12 protein-coding genes and 1 other RNA gene are annotated in these 14,603 nt (G+C 28.3%); 7 read left to right on the top strand and 6 right to left on the bottom strand.

Features of this window, described 5'->3' with window-relative positions:
- Nucleotides 1-161: 161 nt before the first annotated feature.
- A complete protein-coding gene (locus CDLVIII_RS20045; RefSeq protein ID WP_009171298.1) occupies nucleotides 162-476 on the top strand; it encodes a hypothetical protein in 315 nt (104 codons plus the stop codon).
- Nucleotides 477-578: 102 nt separating this feature from the next.
- On the opposite strand, the gene CDLVIII_RS20040 is transcribed toward CDLVIII_RS20045, so the two are convergent.
- The 4 genes from CDLVIII_RS20040 to ssrS all read right to left on the bottom strand — a co-directional run bounded on the left by CDLVIII_RS20040 (nucleotide 579) and on the right by ssrS (nucleotide 4,164).
- Nucleotides 579-1,130 (bottom strand): biotin transporter BioY, encoded by a 552-nt coding sequence (locus tag CDLVIII_RS20040; protein WP_009171297.1) that lies wholly within the window; start codon nucleotides 1,128-1,130, stop codon nucleotides 579-581.
- Between the two features lie 38 nt (nucleotides 1,131-1,168).
- Nucleotides 1,169-2,125 (bottom strand): biotin synthase BioB, encoded by a 957-nt coding sequence (gene bioB, locus CDLVIII_RS20035; protein WP_009171296.1) that lies wholly within the window; start codon nucleotides 2,123-2,125, stop codon nucleotides 1,169-1,171.
- A 358-nt stretch (nucleotides 2,126-2,483) separates the two neighbouring features.
- Nucleotides 2,484-3,695 (bottom strand): macrolide family glycosyltransferase, encoded by a 1,212-nt coding sequence (locus tag CDLVIII_RS20030; RefSeq protein ID WP_009171295.1) that lies wholly within the window; start codon nucleotides 3,693-3,695, stop codon nucleotides 2,484-2,486.
- 275 nt (nucleotides 3,696-3,970) lie between these two features.
- Nucleotides 3,971-4,164, bottom strand: a non-coding RNA gene (ssrS, locus tag CDLVIII_RS30135) — 6S RNA.
- A gap of 400 nt (nucleotides 4,165-4,564) precedes the next feature.
- Here ssrS and aspD point away from each other — a divergent pair.
- Nucleotides 4,565-6,193 (top strand): aspartate 4-decarboxylase, encoded by a 1,629-nt coding sequence (gene aspD, locus CDLVIII_RS20025; protein WP_009171294.1) that lies wholly within the window; start codon nucleotides 4,565-4,567, stop codon nucleotides 6,191-6,193.
- An 89-nt stretch (nucleotides 6,194-6,282) separates the two neighbouring features.
- Here the strand turns inward: aspD and CDLVIII_RS20020 are convergent, their stop codons facing one another.
- The gene (locus tag CDLVIII_RS20020; RefSeq protein WP_009171293.1) at nucleotides 6,283-6,804 is read right to left on the bottom strand and encodes a hypothetical protein; all 522 of its coding nucleotides are present in this window, start codon (nucleotides 6,802-6,804) and stop codon (nucleotides 6,283-6,285) included.
- Between the two features lie 286 nt (nucleotides 6,805-7,090).
- On the opposite strand from CDLVIII_RS20020, the gene CDLVIII_RS20015 reads away from it, so the two are divergent.
- Nucleotides 7,091-7,768 carry an SIMPL domain-containing protein gene (locus CDLVIII_RS20015; protein ID WP_009171292.1) on the top strand — a complete coding sequence of 226 codons (678 nt, stop codon included), beginning with the start codon at nucleotides 7,091-7,093 and terminating at the stop codon, nucleotides 7,766-7,768.
- A gap of 75 nt (nucleotides 7,769-7,843) precedes the next feature.
- Here CDLVIII_RS20015 and CDLVIII_RS20010 read toward each other — a convergent pair whose 3' ends face one another.
- Entirely contained in the window at nucleotides 7,844-9,055 is a 1,212-nt protein-coding gene (locus tag CDLVIII_RS20010; RefSeq protein ID WP_009171291.1) for a macrolide family glycosyltransferase, read from the bottom strand.
- A gap of 391 nt (nucleotides 9,056-9,446) precedes the next feature.
- Between CDLVIII_RS20010 and CDLVIII_RS20005 the strand changes: the two genes are divergently transcribed.
- From CDLVIII_RS20005 to CDLVIII_RS19990, 4 genes are all read left to right on the top strand, one after another.
- The gene (locus CDLVIII_RS20005) at nucleotides 9,447-10,844 is read left to right on the top strand and encodes a hypothetical protein (protein ID WP_009171290.1); all 1,398 of its coding nucleotides are present in this window, start codon (nucleotides 9,447-9,449) and stop codon (nucleotides 10,842-10,844) included.
- Nucleotides 10,845-11,281: 437 nt separating this feature from the next.
- Nucleotides 11,282-12,721: a hypothetical protein gene (locus CDLVIII_RS20000; protein WP_242835774.1), complete on the top strand. Its 1,440-nt coding sequence runs from the start codon at nucleotides 11,282-11,284 to the stop codon at nucleotides 12,719-12,721.
- Between the two features lie 18 nt (nucleotides 12,722-12,739).
- Nucleotides 12,740-13,594 (top strand): diguanylate cyclase, encoded by an 855-nt coding sequence (locus CDLVIII_RS19995; protein WP_009171288.1) that lies wholly within the window; start codon nucleotides 12,740-12,742, stop codon nucleotides 13,592-13,594.
- Between the two features lie 82 nt (nucleotides 13,595-13,676).
- Nucleotides 13,677-14,603 carry a DUF2334 domain-containing protein gene (locus CDLVIII_RS19990; protein ID WP_242835773.1) on the top strand — a complete coding sequence of 309 codons (927 nt, stop codon included), beginning with the start codon at nucleotides 13,677-13,679 and terminating at the stop codon, nucleotides 14,601-14,603.

The raw sequence follows: 14,603 nt of genomic DNA, 5'->3' as shown, positions 1-14,603 counted from the left end.
TTACTAATTATGTAAGTTTACCATGTTATTGTTACAGTTATGTTACAACAATATGGTAAAATTGTATTTTACTAAGTAAAAAAATTCGCTGAAATATAAAAAAGTATAATAATTAATGAATGTACATAAGATATGCTTAAGTAATATTTGGAGGTAGAATTATGGATGAAGAAATAATAATTCAGCACATTCAAGTTTTATGTAATGAAAATAAATTGTTATATTCAAATAATAAGATAGTTATAGCACCAGATTTTGAAATAGAAGTTCGTATAAATTTAAATCGAAAAAGTATCCATTTTCAGGAATATATTGATGAGAGCGGCTTTAATAGCTGCAGTATAAATTATACTATAAATAGAATGTATAGGTGTTATTATTTGGATAAATACAAAGATTTTAGTGAATTAGGAAATGCCATAGAATATTATATTAAAATAGTATTAGAAAATTATAAGAAAGCATTTAAAAGCTAACAAGAAAAGAAGTGTGTTTAATTTTATATGTTAATGAAATAAAGATAGACTGAGTATTTTGTGAGAGTCTATCTTTATTTTAGTAATAGAATTTATTTAATATTAATCATATAAGCCAGCGTTTATTAGTCTTTTTCTAATTTGAGGCCCTATCAAGGAAGAGAGTAATATTTTTATTATATCTCCAGGAATAAAAGGGATAACACCAGCAGAGAAAGCTGCATTAAAAGGAATCTTTGCAACATATGCTAGCCAGGTAGTACCAAATAAGTATGTAACTATGGTACCTAATGTCATTCCTATAAAGCACATATAGATTTTACCTGAAAATCTATCAATAAATAAGCCGCTTATAAATGCCATAAAAATAAATCCGATCAAATAACCACCTGTTGGTCCAGCTAGCTTAGCAAATCCGCCAGAAAATCCTGAAAATACTGGAAGCCCTATAACACCTATTAAAAGATAAACTATGTAGCTAATAGTTCCCTTTTTTTGCCCTAATGAATATATTGCAATATAAATTACCAAATTAGTCAATGAAATTGGTACTAGTCCAATTGGTAGTGAAAAAGGTCCTAAGACGCAAGTAACAGCTGTCATTACAGCAATTAAAGTCAATTGACGAGTGCTCATTTTATTAGTATTTTCCATAATTTCAGTCTCCTTATAATTTTGTATTAAATGTTATTTTATTTTTCAATGTTAAAGCCAAGGTTTGTTAGCATAATTTTATCTTGGTATGTATTATTTCCTACTGTAGTTAACATATCTCCAGTAATTGTTGCATTAGCACCGGAACAGAAAATTCTTTTGCCGCCATTTTTGAAATAGCTTCTTCCAGCAGCCATACGAATATATGATGTCGGATTTAAGTAACGAAAAATTGCTATTGTACGCAAAATAGCTTCTATAGAAATTCTTTTTACAGTTTCTAAAGGAGTGCCTTTTATAGGCATTAATACGTTAATTGGTATAGATACAACATTAAGTTCGTATAAGCTCACTGCCATGTCAATTCTGTCTTCCCAAGTTTCACCCATTCCTATTATTCCACCAGAGCAAACTTTAAATCCAGCTTTTTGAGCTAGTTTAATTTCTCTTATCTTGTCCTCATATGAATGTGTAGTACAAATATTGTGAAAGTTTCTTTTTGAAGTTTCAATGTTTGAATGATACATTGTGACTCCGGCTTCTTTTAAACGAATAAATTCTTCTTCTGATAGAAATCCATGTGAAGCACATAAATTTATTGAACATTCTCTTTTCATTCTTTTATAAGCTTGTACAGCTTTATCAAAATCTGCACCATTTAAAGCTCTTCCTGCTGTTACTATAGAGTAACGATGAACACCATTTGCTTCATTTCTCTTACAATCTTCTAGTATTATGTCTGGATCTAAAAAGCCATACTCCTTAATTTCAGTATTGTGATGAGCAGATTGAGCACAAAATTTACAGTTTTCGCTGCATCCACCGCTGCGCCCATTAATTATGGTACAAAGATCAACTTTATCACCACATAATTTTTTACGAATTTTATCAGCTCCCATGCATAGCTCTTCTAAATCTGTAGTTAGTAAAAATTTTAAATCATCGCTTCTGTTTAGGCGCCTGCCGTTTATAATCTCTTCGGTTAATTCTTTCATATCTAGTCACTCCCAAATTTCATTTCAAAACAAATTTAAAATTAGTATAGTATTATTACGGTATATTGTCAACCTTATTAAAAATAAAAGTTGACGATTTAAAGGGCATAGTATTTTAGAATTTAGCCAAAATACACAGTTATAGTCTAGATAAAAATAGAGTATGAGGAAGACATTAATTACTTATTTTAACATGCATTAAATCAGTATTAGATAGGAATAAATAAAAAGCCAAAGTTTTATCTTTAAGATTTGGCTTTTTATTTAATGGTTAGAAGGGAAAATAAGAAAATTAATTTTACATAATACTTTTCATGTAGATTTATATATATATTGTTAAAGAATCTCATGTAGATTTTTAATCTATTAAAGCTAGAATTTCATCAACACCTTTTTTATATCCTCCGCCTTCTCTTAAAGATTCACCAATTTTTTTGCTGTTTATTTTAAAATCCATATTAGAAAGAACTTTAGTTACTGAATCATTTAATATTTCTGGGGTGATCTCATTTTTGTCAAGAACAATTCCAGCACCAAGTTCAGCAACTCTATTAGCTACAAAGGGCTGATCCACAGATTGAGGAATAAGAATAAGCGGGATATCGTAATATAAACCTTCATTTGTACTATTCATACCCCCATGAGTAATAAATACATCAGAATGTTTTAGTATTTCAAGCTGTGGTACATAATTACGGACAATAAAGTTTGATGGAATATCGCTTAAACTAGTAATATCAGTATTTTTACCCACAGACATAATAACTTTGACATCCATATTACTAAAAGCTTTAAAGCAGTTTTCGTAAAAATCTATAGAATTATTGAATATTGTTCCTAAGGAGATATAAACAATCTTTTGATTGTCATTTTTTAAGTCGATATTAATGTCCTCGTTCCTATTAATTATAGATGGACCAATAAATTTATAACTCTCATCAAAGTTATCTCCATAAGGCTGAAAATACCTAGAAGTGTATACGAGGTTAATCATACCTCTTTTGGTGAATCTATTGGAGAAATCAGGGAAGTTAATATTATATTTTTCCTTTAGTTCACTTATAAAGTTTTTATAAGTTGAGCTATTTAAAATTTCTTTCATTTTGGGTTTGAAACCTTGAAATCTACGTTTAAGTTCATCAGAAAGTGGTGATTTGAATACATTTTCTATTAGTTCTTTATTTATTGCAAATGTGGTGGTTGAAGTAATGGTAGGAATCTTTAGTGCTTTTCCTATTTCCTTACCTAAAATGAATGACGAATCGTAAATTACATAATCATATTTTTCATTTGAATTAAAAACAACTTCAACTATTTCTTTAAATGTGTTTAAAGCGTTTAATAAGCCTTCATTGCTTTCTAAATCTAATCCACAATTAATAAAATTTGATACATTAAATGAATTTCTATGACCAATAAATTTAGCACCTGTTTTCTCAATTTTATCTCTAAATTCTTCACCAGCTATATATGTAACATGTTCTCCGCTATTAATTAAATCTTTTACTATACCTATGGTTGGGTTAATATGTCCATGACCTAATATATTTATAAACAATGCTTTTGACACTTCTATCACTCCTTCACTTGGGTATAATCAAATAAATAACAAGTTCATTTGCCTTAAACATAGTTAATTTCTATATGAATAAATCTATTAGCTTTTAATATTTTGATACAAAAAGTTTATAATATGTGTTGTATATTTTAGAGAAGTTGGATTTCGCTAATAAGAAAATATAATTTTAAAATTAATGTAATTATAAGTATCTTATATTAAAACAAACAATTTAAACAAAAAAATAAAGCCAATACCTTAAAAGTATTGACTAAATCTTTCGAAACATTATATCCAAAATACCGGTACTCTAATTTTGACGCCTATCTCTCGATAGGTGGGTGCCCTCACAGATGTTTCAATCGCCTTCAATGCCGAACAAAAGGACTCACAAGAAAGTACATTTCTTCATCTAAATATTGAACTCCCAAAATGTAAATGTAGGTTCAAAATAAGAGCTTAACGAATATTCCAGAAATAATAACCAAAATCATCTACAAAGTAGTTGTTTTCTTGATGTGAGATTATAATAACATATTTAAAATTTTCATGCAAGCAATAATTTTATAGAAATTTAAACCAAAGGAATCAGCATGTAGATAACTATTGAGGTTTAAGGCACAATCAAAAAAATAACAGGCCAGTATGCTTACCTATTTTGTGTCATACTGCGTCAGCAAATTTTACTAATAGACCCGCTATGAGTAGAATTTACTTCCTTGCCTGACGCAAAATATGCGCCGCATCTTTGGCCTGTTATTTTCTTTCATGTGCCTAAAGCTTTTATAAAATGAATTTTATAATTTTAGTAGGAATAAATTATTAACATATATTTAAAACTAATACTAAATATAATTTATATATTGTTAAGGAGTTTTATTATGGATATAAAAAATGTTCAACGACAAGAAATAGAAAAAGTATATGGAAAAATCAGCCCGTTTGAGTTTAAAGACAGATTAATAGACCTAGCTGAAGGGCAGAGGAAAAAAAGTACTAGTACATTATTAAATGCAGGTAGGGGAAATCCTAATTGGATAGCAGCAACACCTCGAGAGGCGTTTTTTGTTTTTGGTATCTTTGCGGTTGAAGAAAGCAGGAAAGTATACAATGATAATGATTTAGCAGGAATGCCGCATAAAATAGGGATAGCTGAGAGATTTTATGATTTTCTAGAAAAGCATAAAGAAATGCCTGGAATAACTCTTTTAAAAAATATAATTGATTACGGAATTAAAGAGCAAGGATTTGATGCTGATGAATGGATATTTGAACTAGCTGATGGAATTATTGGGGATGATTATCCAGTGCCAGATAGGATGCTAATTCATGCTGAAAAAATTGTACATGAGTATCTTGTACAGGAACTTTGTTATAATAAACCTCCTACAGGAAGATTTAATATTTTTGCTGTGGAGGGAGCTACAGCAGCAATGTGTTATATATTTGACAGCTTAATTGCTAATGAATTGTTACAACATGGTGATAAGATAGCACTGATGGTCCCTGTTTTTACCCCTTACCTTGAAATACCGCATCTTCCTCGATATAATTTTGAGGTTATACATATTAATGCTAGTGAACTAACAAAGGATGGAACACATACATGGCAATATCCTGAAGAAGAACTAGATAAGCTCAAGGATCCTAAAATAAAAGCTTTATTTGTTGTTAATCCAAGTAATCCGCCTTCAGTTGCAATTAAGCCAGAAAGCGTTAAGCAGTTAGTACATATAGTAAAAGAATACAATCAAGATTTAATGATTATTTCAGATGATGTGTACAGTACATTTGTTAATGGATTTCGTTCATTAATGGCAGATTTATCTTATAATACAATAGGCGTTTATTCTTTCTCAAAATATTTCGGAGTAACTGGCTGGCGTCTTGGTACTATTGCACTTTATGAAGAAAATGTTTTTGATAAGCTGTTAATGAAAGTGCCAGAAGATAAGAAAGTTGAGCTGAAACAGCGCTATGGAGCACTATCTACTAAGGTAGAAGATATAAAATTTATAGATAGGATTGTAGCAGATAGCAGACAGGTTGCACTAAATCATACAGCTGGATTATCAACACCTCAGCAGGTTCAAATGGTTTTCTTTTGTACATTTGCTCTTCTTGATAAAGAAAATAGATATAAGAATCAAACAAAAGATATTTGCAGGAGAAGACAAAAACTCTTATTTAAGGGTTTGGGCTTAGGCTTAAGGGAAGATCCGTATGATGCTGCTTATTATACAGAATTTGACTTGCTAGAATGGGCTACCTGCTATTATGGAAAAGAATTTGGTGAGTATCTTCAAAGAAATTATAAGCCAGTAGATATTTTATATAGATTAGCTGAAGAATCGGCTATAGTACTTTTGAGTGGAGGAGGATTTAAAGGACCTGAATGGTCAATTAGGATTTCCCTAGCGAATCTTAACGACTATGCATATTCAAAAATTGGAGAAGCGCTTCATAAAATATTAGAGGAATATGTGCGTTCGTGGGAAAATCAAAATTAAGATTACTTTAAGGCTATAAGTATATGAGATATTTAATTAAACTCATATATTTATAGCCTTTAATATTTTATATATTTATTTGATTGTGCCTAAGATCGTTGTAACTCGAAAAATGCCCCGCTTAATAAAGCATATGTTTTTCCGTCACTTGAAATAAAAATAGTTGCTGAATGATCGCTCTTATCTTTTTCAGAGACATTAACGTATTTTAGTTCATTGCCAGCTATCCCTAAATTTTTAAAAGTATCTTTATACTTATTTGAAAAATCAGAAGCGGTTATAGTGCCTTCTTTAATGACTGGATCAGAAATTGTGATAAATAGTGAGCTGATTTTATTTTCTTCAATTGTAAATTTCTGGCCAATGCAAAGAGATATAATAGAGTCACTTAAAGTTGTTTTAATACTAGAAGGAACATGCCTTGTTACGGTCCAAGTTCCGTATAAATCTTTGTAATAAGATGAACTAGAATTATCATCAGTTATTGAATTTGGTGCATTTGGTACTTTGCTTAATGAATTTTCATTAAAATGCTTATAAATTGCTAATGCAGCAGTAGCAGCTAATAATATTCCTATTAAAAAAATAAATAATTTTTTAGATCTTTTCATACTAATTTTCACTCCTTGCAATGTGCTTGTTTATAACTATTAGCACATTTTGTAAAATAATATATTAGGCACATGGACTTGTTATTTACTTGATTGTGCCTTAAATTAGATAAAACTATTATACATCAATGCAAGGAGTTTTCTAACTGTATAATATAACTGCAAGTGGATATATGTACTTTAAAAGGATAATATAAAAAAATAAAGATGTATTAATTAGTTGAAGAGGCAATTGAAAGAAAAAGATCATATTATAAAATAGTTAATTTTTTGAAGGGATCAAACTATGTATGAGCAAAAAGATTACTATAATTATAATTTAGATGATAATAATAAGCCCGAGATTATGAATAGATTTAATGTTTTTGGAGAAGGAAACATAAGTGTAAGACCAGATATGGCAGAAGTGATAGTTGGTGTGACAACAGAAAATGTGCAATTAGAAGCAGCTCAAATGGAAAATGCCAGGATAACTACTCAGGTTATAAAGAGTTTAATAGATGCCCGTGTAGAGCAGAAGAATATACAAACATCCAGTTATAATATCAGGCCTAATTACGATTATATAAATGGAAAACAGGTTTTTAGAGATTATGAAGTAAGTAATAACTTAAAAATTATAATTACAGATATTGCTTCAGCGGGCGAAATAATTGATACTGCTGTAAAAAATGGTGCTAATACTGTAAGTGGTGTGACTTTTAGAGTTTTAGATAATAGAAGGTATTATTATCAAGCATTGACTAAAGCTATTGTGGATGCCCAGAATAAAGCTGTTATTATGGCAGATAAGCTTAATGCAAAATTAAATATTACTCCAATACAAATAAAAGAACAGTTTAGAGGGGGAGAGATAGCTCCATTTCAAGCAATGACCTTTAAAGCTGCAAGCGAAGCTACGCCTATAGAAATAGGAGAGAATAAAATAACTGCAGAAATAGAAGCAGTATTTGTATATGATTAAGTATCTATAATAATATGATGTAAATAAGCCAATGCTAATTAATAAGCATTGGCTCAAAACTTATAAATAAATGTACTATACTAATTGCGAAATAGAACTTGTAAAATCGATTATTTCAGCAACACCTTTCTTATATCCACCAGCTTCTCTTAAGGATTTTCCGACTTTTCTACTGTTTATTTTGAAATTATCATCTGAAAGAACTTTAACTACAGATTCTTTTAATATTTCAGGAGTGATTTTATTGTTATCAAGGGCAATTCCGGCACCTAATTCTACGACTCTATTAGCTATATAAGGTTGATCGACAGATTGAGGAATAAGTATTAATGGAACATCATAATATAATCCTTCACTTGCGCTATTCATTCCACCATGAGTAATAAATACGTCTGTATGTTTTAGTACCTCAAGTTGAGAAACGTAATTACGCACAATAAAATTTGATGGTATTTCTTTGAACATATTAATATTAATTTTTTTACCTACAGACATGACGACTTTGGCATCTACATCTTTAAAAGCTTTAAAACAGTCCTCATAAAATTCAATTAAGTCATTAAATACGGTACCTAGAGATATGTAAATGATTTTCTTATCTTCGTTATCTAAATCAATATGTATATTTTCTTCTCTATCAGCTATTGATGGCCCGATAAATTTATAACTTTCATCAAAACTTTCACCGTATGGCTGGAAAAATTTAGATGTATATACGATATTCATCATTCCTTTTCCAGCGAATTGTTCAAGCATAACAGGAAAGTTTATATCATACTTTTCCTTTAATTCTTTTATGAAACCCATGAAAAACGAACTGCTTAAAATTGTTGCTATTTTTGGTTTTATTTCTTCTAGTTGTGATTTAAACTTATCAGCTTGCAATTCTAATATTTTTTCATTTACTGCAAATGTGGTATTGGAACAAATTGTTGGGATTTTTAATACTCTTCCTATTTCTTGACCTAGCATAAATGATGAATCATAGATAATATAGTCAAATTTTTCTTTTGAATTAAATATGATTTCAATTATCTCTTTAAGAGTGCTCATTCCATCTAATAATCCCTGATTGTTTTCAAAATTTGAGTTTCCTCCAAGAAAATTTGCATTTAATAAGTTCTTATGACCTTTAAATTTAGCACCTGTTTTTTCAATTTTATCTCTAAATTCCTCGCCAGCAAGATAAGTAACCTCATCACCTCTATTTATTAATTCTTTAACTATACCTATAGTAGGGTTGATATGTCCATGCCCTAATATGTTTAAAAATAAAACTTTTGACATTTTTTATCCTTCCTTTACTTTAATATTATTAAGTAGTTGTTTAGTTACTACAACTATATATTCCTATAATATTAAAATTAGATAAATACTTTTCTCTCTAAAGAGACAAAATTATACATTAAAAATAAATATTCATATATAGGATTAAATTCTTTAAAATATTCTTTTTGTGCTCAAAAATGTATAACTAATGGAAGTGATATTGACTTTATAAAAAGATAAACGTATTTTGTCGTAATAAATCATAGAAGTTATAAAAATTATATGAGAATACTAATAGTAAATGTGTGATTGATAGAAAATATTTGTTGATAATTGATGAATATAAAGGAACCAAGCATATGATTTTCACATAAATTACATTAGAATAATTTTTTAGCAGGAGAAATATATGATTAATTTAACACTAACATCATTGCACTATATTTACCTTGCCTTTATTATCCTAATTATATTAGCTATGATTAAGAAGAAGGATATATCTTTATTGTGTATATTGGGGATCTTTACTTTGGGATTAGCAGGAACTGAATCAATATATAAATCTGTAATGGGAGTATTTAATAGTTTTGTTTATGCTACAAAAGAGCTTATGCCTACAATATTTATAATATCTATAATAACTGCTATGAGTAATACTTTGATGGATTCTGGAATAAATGATGAGATGGTATCTCCGTTTAAGAAAGTCATAAAAAGTTATTGGATTGCATATTGGGTTATTGGGATAGTCATGATGATTCTATCGTGGTTCTTCTGGCCATCACCAGCAGTGGCACTAATTGGAGCATTATTTTTACCAATAGCTAAAAAAGCAGGATTACCGGCTATGGGAGTGGCTATTTCAATGAATTTATTTGGACATGGAATAGCTTTATCTAGTGATTATATCATTCAAGCAGCACCAAAACTTACTGCAGATGCAGCAGGTATACCAGTTTCAGATGTGTTATCTGCTAGTGTTCCTCTTGTAATCACAATGGGAGTGGTGACAACAACTGTAGCATTTTATCTTCTTAGAAAAGATATAAAATCAGGTAAGCTATCTAGTGAGTACAAATTTGAGGAAATAAGTGATGGATCATCAGATGTACAGTATCTTTCTTCAAAGAAAATTAAGAGACTTTTAGCTTTGCTGATTTTAATACTTTTTGCAGTGGACATTGTTATAATGTATTTTTGTAAATTACAGGGAGGAGATGCTACAGCTCTTATTGGTGGTACTGCTATCTTTATATTGAGTTTAATTTCAATAATAACATATAAGAAAAATTCTTTAGAAAAAATTACAGATAATTTCGTTAAAGGACTTCAATTTGGTTTTAAGATATTTGGAATTGTTATACCTATAGCGGCTTTTTTTTATTTAGGAGATTCAGCTTTTATTGATATTTTTGGAAAGATACTTCCGGAGAATTCAAATGGGATAGTTAATGATTTAGGAGTTGCACTTTCAAATACTGTACCAATAAATTCTACAATTTCAGCTGGTACAGTAACAATAGTTGGTGCAATAACAGGTCTTGATGGATCAGGCTTTTCTGGAATATCTCTTGTAGGCTCCATTTCTAAAATCTTTTCTACTGCATTAGGAGGCGGAGTAGCAACATTAACAGCTCTAGGACAGATAGCTGGAATATGGGTAGGTGGAGGAACTATAATACCTTGGGCAATAATACCAGTAGCAGCTATTTGCGGTGTAGATGCATTTGAACTTGCAAAGAAGAATCTTAAACCAGTTATTATAGGTTTAGTAGTAACGACAATTGTAGCTATGATTATTATCTAGCTTAAGAGTAAATAATAGTATTATTATCACGCGAATAATGTCTAAAATGTTATATCATTAATAAAAGATAGGTATGGAAGCTCTATTAAATGCAAGTTTATAGAGCTTTTTGTCAAAAATATGGTAAAAATGAAATAAATATACTTAGAAAAATTAGCTTTTGTGAAAAATTTAAATAAAAAGCTAATTTCTATGAAAAAATATATTGTAATATAGAAGGGATAGGATAGAATAATATTAAAAATATATAAGTTAAATTTTTTTGTAAAAGAAGAGGAATAATATATTAGAAGCATTTAATAGAAATTAATACTAAATATCTAAGATAAAGTGAAAATTAAAAGATGAGAAGTGCATTACTAATTTATTTGATATGTTTTAGCACATGAAAAAGGGATGATAAGAGAAAAATGCAGTATATTTTAAAGAAAAAAAATATGAAAAATATAAATTATCCTGTAGCAGCATTTTTATTAGTTATTATTATAGGCTCTATTACTTTATTTGGTAATCCGATTATTGGTATGGCAGATAATGGAGACTTTTATAGAGTAATAAGTTCTAATGGAGTATATGAATTAAATCCTAATGATAAAGATTTATATAATGGTTATTTCTATAAAAATTATGGTATATACAGATATAATAACGATAATGAAAAAATTTATACATCAACTCAAGGTATATTTATTAAAGCTGGGATTTATATAAATCAAATATTTAATAAAAATTATATTTTTGATATAAGGTTTATGTCATGGATATTTTTACTTGCAGAAGCTGTAGGCATTTATTTAATTGTAAAAGTATTAATAAATGGAATTGCTGATGAGAAATATAAGATGATAATTACTTTAATAACGATTTCAATATTTTGCGATACAGGATATTTAGCTTATTATAATTCCTTTTATGGAGAAGCAGTAAACATAAGTTTCTTTTTATTAAGCATAGGGATCTTATTAAATATGATAGAGTTTAATAAATTCAATAAACTAAATATCCTATTATTTGCAATTTCTTCTTTCATATTCTTTGGAGCTAAGCAGCAGCTTGCACCAGTTGGAATTTTAATTGCAATTGTACTATTAAGAATGGGATTAAAAAGAAAAGAAAAAGTATTTAAGGGGCTGGCTGCAGCTTTATCAATTGGATTTGTTATAAGTTCAATATTATTTTACAGGACAGTAAGTGGAGATTTTGAATATATAAATTTATATCATTCTATGAATAGAGGAATTTTGTTATATGAAGATAATCCAGATGAAGTTATGAGGTATTTTAATTTAAATGAACAGTATTCGTTATTAAAAGACACAACCTTTTATGATAATGTAACACTAGTAGATTTATATGATAATAAGCTCATAGAAGATTATTATAAAAAATTTACTACAACTAAAATAATATCTTATTATGCTACCCATCCAAGAGCATTTTTTAAAGTATTAAAGATATCTTTTGATAATGCATATTCAATAAGACCTAATGCTATGGGGAATTATGAAAAAAGTGCAAATAGAGAATTTGGCGCAAAATCTTATTTTTTTGCTTTGTATAGTACTGTAAAGCAGAAAGTGTTTAGTTCAAATTTATTATTTTCATTTATTGCACTAATAATATATATATATGGAACTATCCGCAGATATATAAAGGGATATAAGAATAAGGATTATAATATTATTTTTAAAGAAGAAGCTTATTTTTATATATTTTTAGTTGGCCTATCTCAAATAGTCATATCAGTGGTAGGCGCAGGCGATGCAGATTTAGCTAAGCACGTATTTATGTATAATATGAGTTTTGATTTAATTTTAATATATCTTATAAGTACAAAATTACAAAATAGACAGCTAAAGAAAAAAGCACTTAATTAATAGAAGGGAGAGAAAAGAGTGGAACAAACAAACACGCGGAAAAAAATTGATATACTAATGACATTGCTTATAGCATATTTTTTTGCTTTATGTTTAAGTATTAAGGCGTTAGGTCTTGATGATTCTTTTGAAAATTACCTGATGATTGAATTTGTTATGATGATAGCACTCATAAGTTACTATAGCAATATTACATTAGCATTAGTGGTTACATTAGTAACCGATTTTGGTTATATGAGTTATAAATTATATTTTTATTTTAGTAACAATGTAAGTGTTGATATTAGTACATATTATTGGATTATTTTACTTCCAATTACAGCAGTTTTGGTGTCATTAGTATCTAGAAATATTGTTATATTGCAGAAAGAAAATGAAAGTTTACTCAATGAAAATTCTAAATTAGTCATGATTGATGAAGATACAAATATAAGAAATCAGAGAGCTCTTTTAATTGAACTACCAATTTATATGAAAATGAGTATAAGGCATAAGGTACCTGTGACTCTATTTGTTGTAAGGATTAAATTTGCAGAAAAACTTAAAAGCATTTTAGGAAAAGAAGAGTATAAAGCTTTATTAATTCAAGCAAGTGAAGTTTTTGAAAAGTCTTTAAGGGAAGAAGATATAAAATATTTAATAGATTATAGAACATTTGGATTCCTAACAATTACTGACATAGATGGAGCTAAGGTTGTAAAGGAAAGATTTAAAGAAAATGTCAGTAAATTTGATTTTTCAAAAGAATCTTTTTATAAAAATGTGAGAGTAGATATTCAAATAGGAAGCTATACTTTTGACAATTCGATAAATGATCCTTTGGAATTTATTAAATTGGCTGAAAAGGAATTAGAATATGATATACAAGAATAAAAGCATTATATGTAAGACAATAATAATTTTCATTTGTTTTATTACTATAAATTTTTTGATTGAAGGTACCAGAATCAATGCTTTGGAAACTAATAATGAGAGCTCACAAGCAAAAAGTGAAATTTATTTCTATCTTGATGATGTTACACCTTTTAATGATTTATACAATTTAATAGATGAAGTAGATTATTTGAAAAACAATGGAATTAAGTTTTTTATAGAAGCATCACCAGTATTTATAAACGAAGATTTAAAAGCAATGGGAAGATTTGCAGAATGTTTAAGATATGCACAAGCAAGTGGAGGAAAAGTAATATTGAAGTTCCCCATAATAAACAATAAAGGTGCAAATGGTGAAACAATAGATGAGCAGCTAATTAATAATAAGATTAAAGCGGCTTTTGATAATTACACTAATTATTGGGTGTATCCAGTAGGTATGAGTATTGATGAGTCATTACTTTATAATGAAGATTTAAAAAACGTCCTAAACTGTACAGATACTTTGTTTTTGAATTCTGATGATAATACTAATTTTAATTTAAATAGTTATAATAATAAATCTTATAATAATATTATTCAAAAAATCAGTTTGGACGACTATATTAAGAATAATCAAGCTAATATATCAGAGAAAAGCGCATTGTGTGTAGAGAGTGACTGTTCCTTTGAGGAATTTAAAAACAATGTAGATAAAATTCTTAGTAAAGAAATTGTTCTTACTACAAATTATAAATTAAGCTCTTATATGAAATTTACTAATGAAGTAAAAAGCAATTCAAAAGGAATTTATTTTAATGATAAAGATGTAACTCAAGTTAGATTTATTAATGCAGAAGAATATGAAAGTGCATTTAATAAAGGAGAAAACAAAGAAGAAAATACAGTTAAAAAGGATTTGACATCGTCTAATAAGAGTTTAGAAATATTAAGCATAGTAGCAATATTAATATTTTTAATAATATTGTTATTCAGCAGAAAAATCGAAAGGAAAAGGTTTTTTAAATAA

Source organism: Clostridium sp. DL-VIII, from assembly GCF_000230835.1.
Taxonomy (GTDB): domain Bacteria; phylum Bacillota; class Clostridia; order Clostridiales; family Clostridiaceae; genus Clostridium.
Note: the sequence above shows the minus strand (reverse complement) of the source record. Positions and strands in the feature narration are given on the sequence as shown.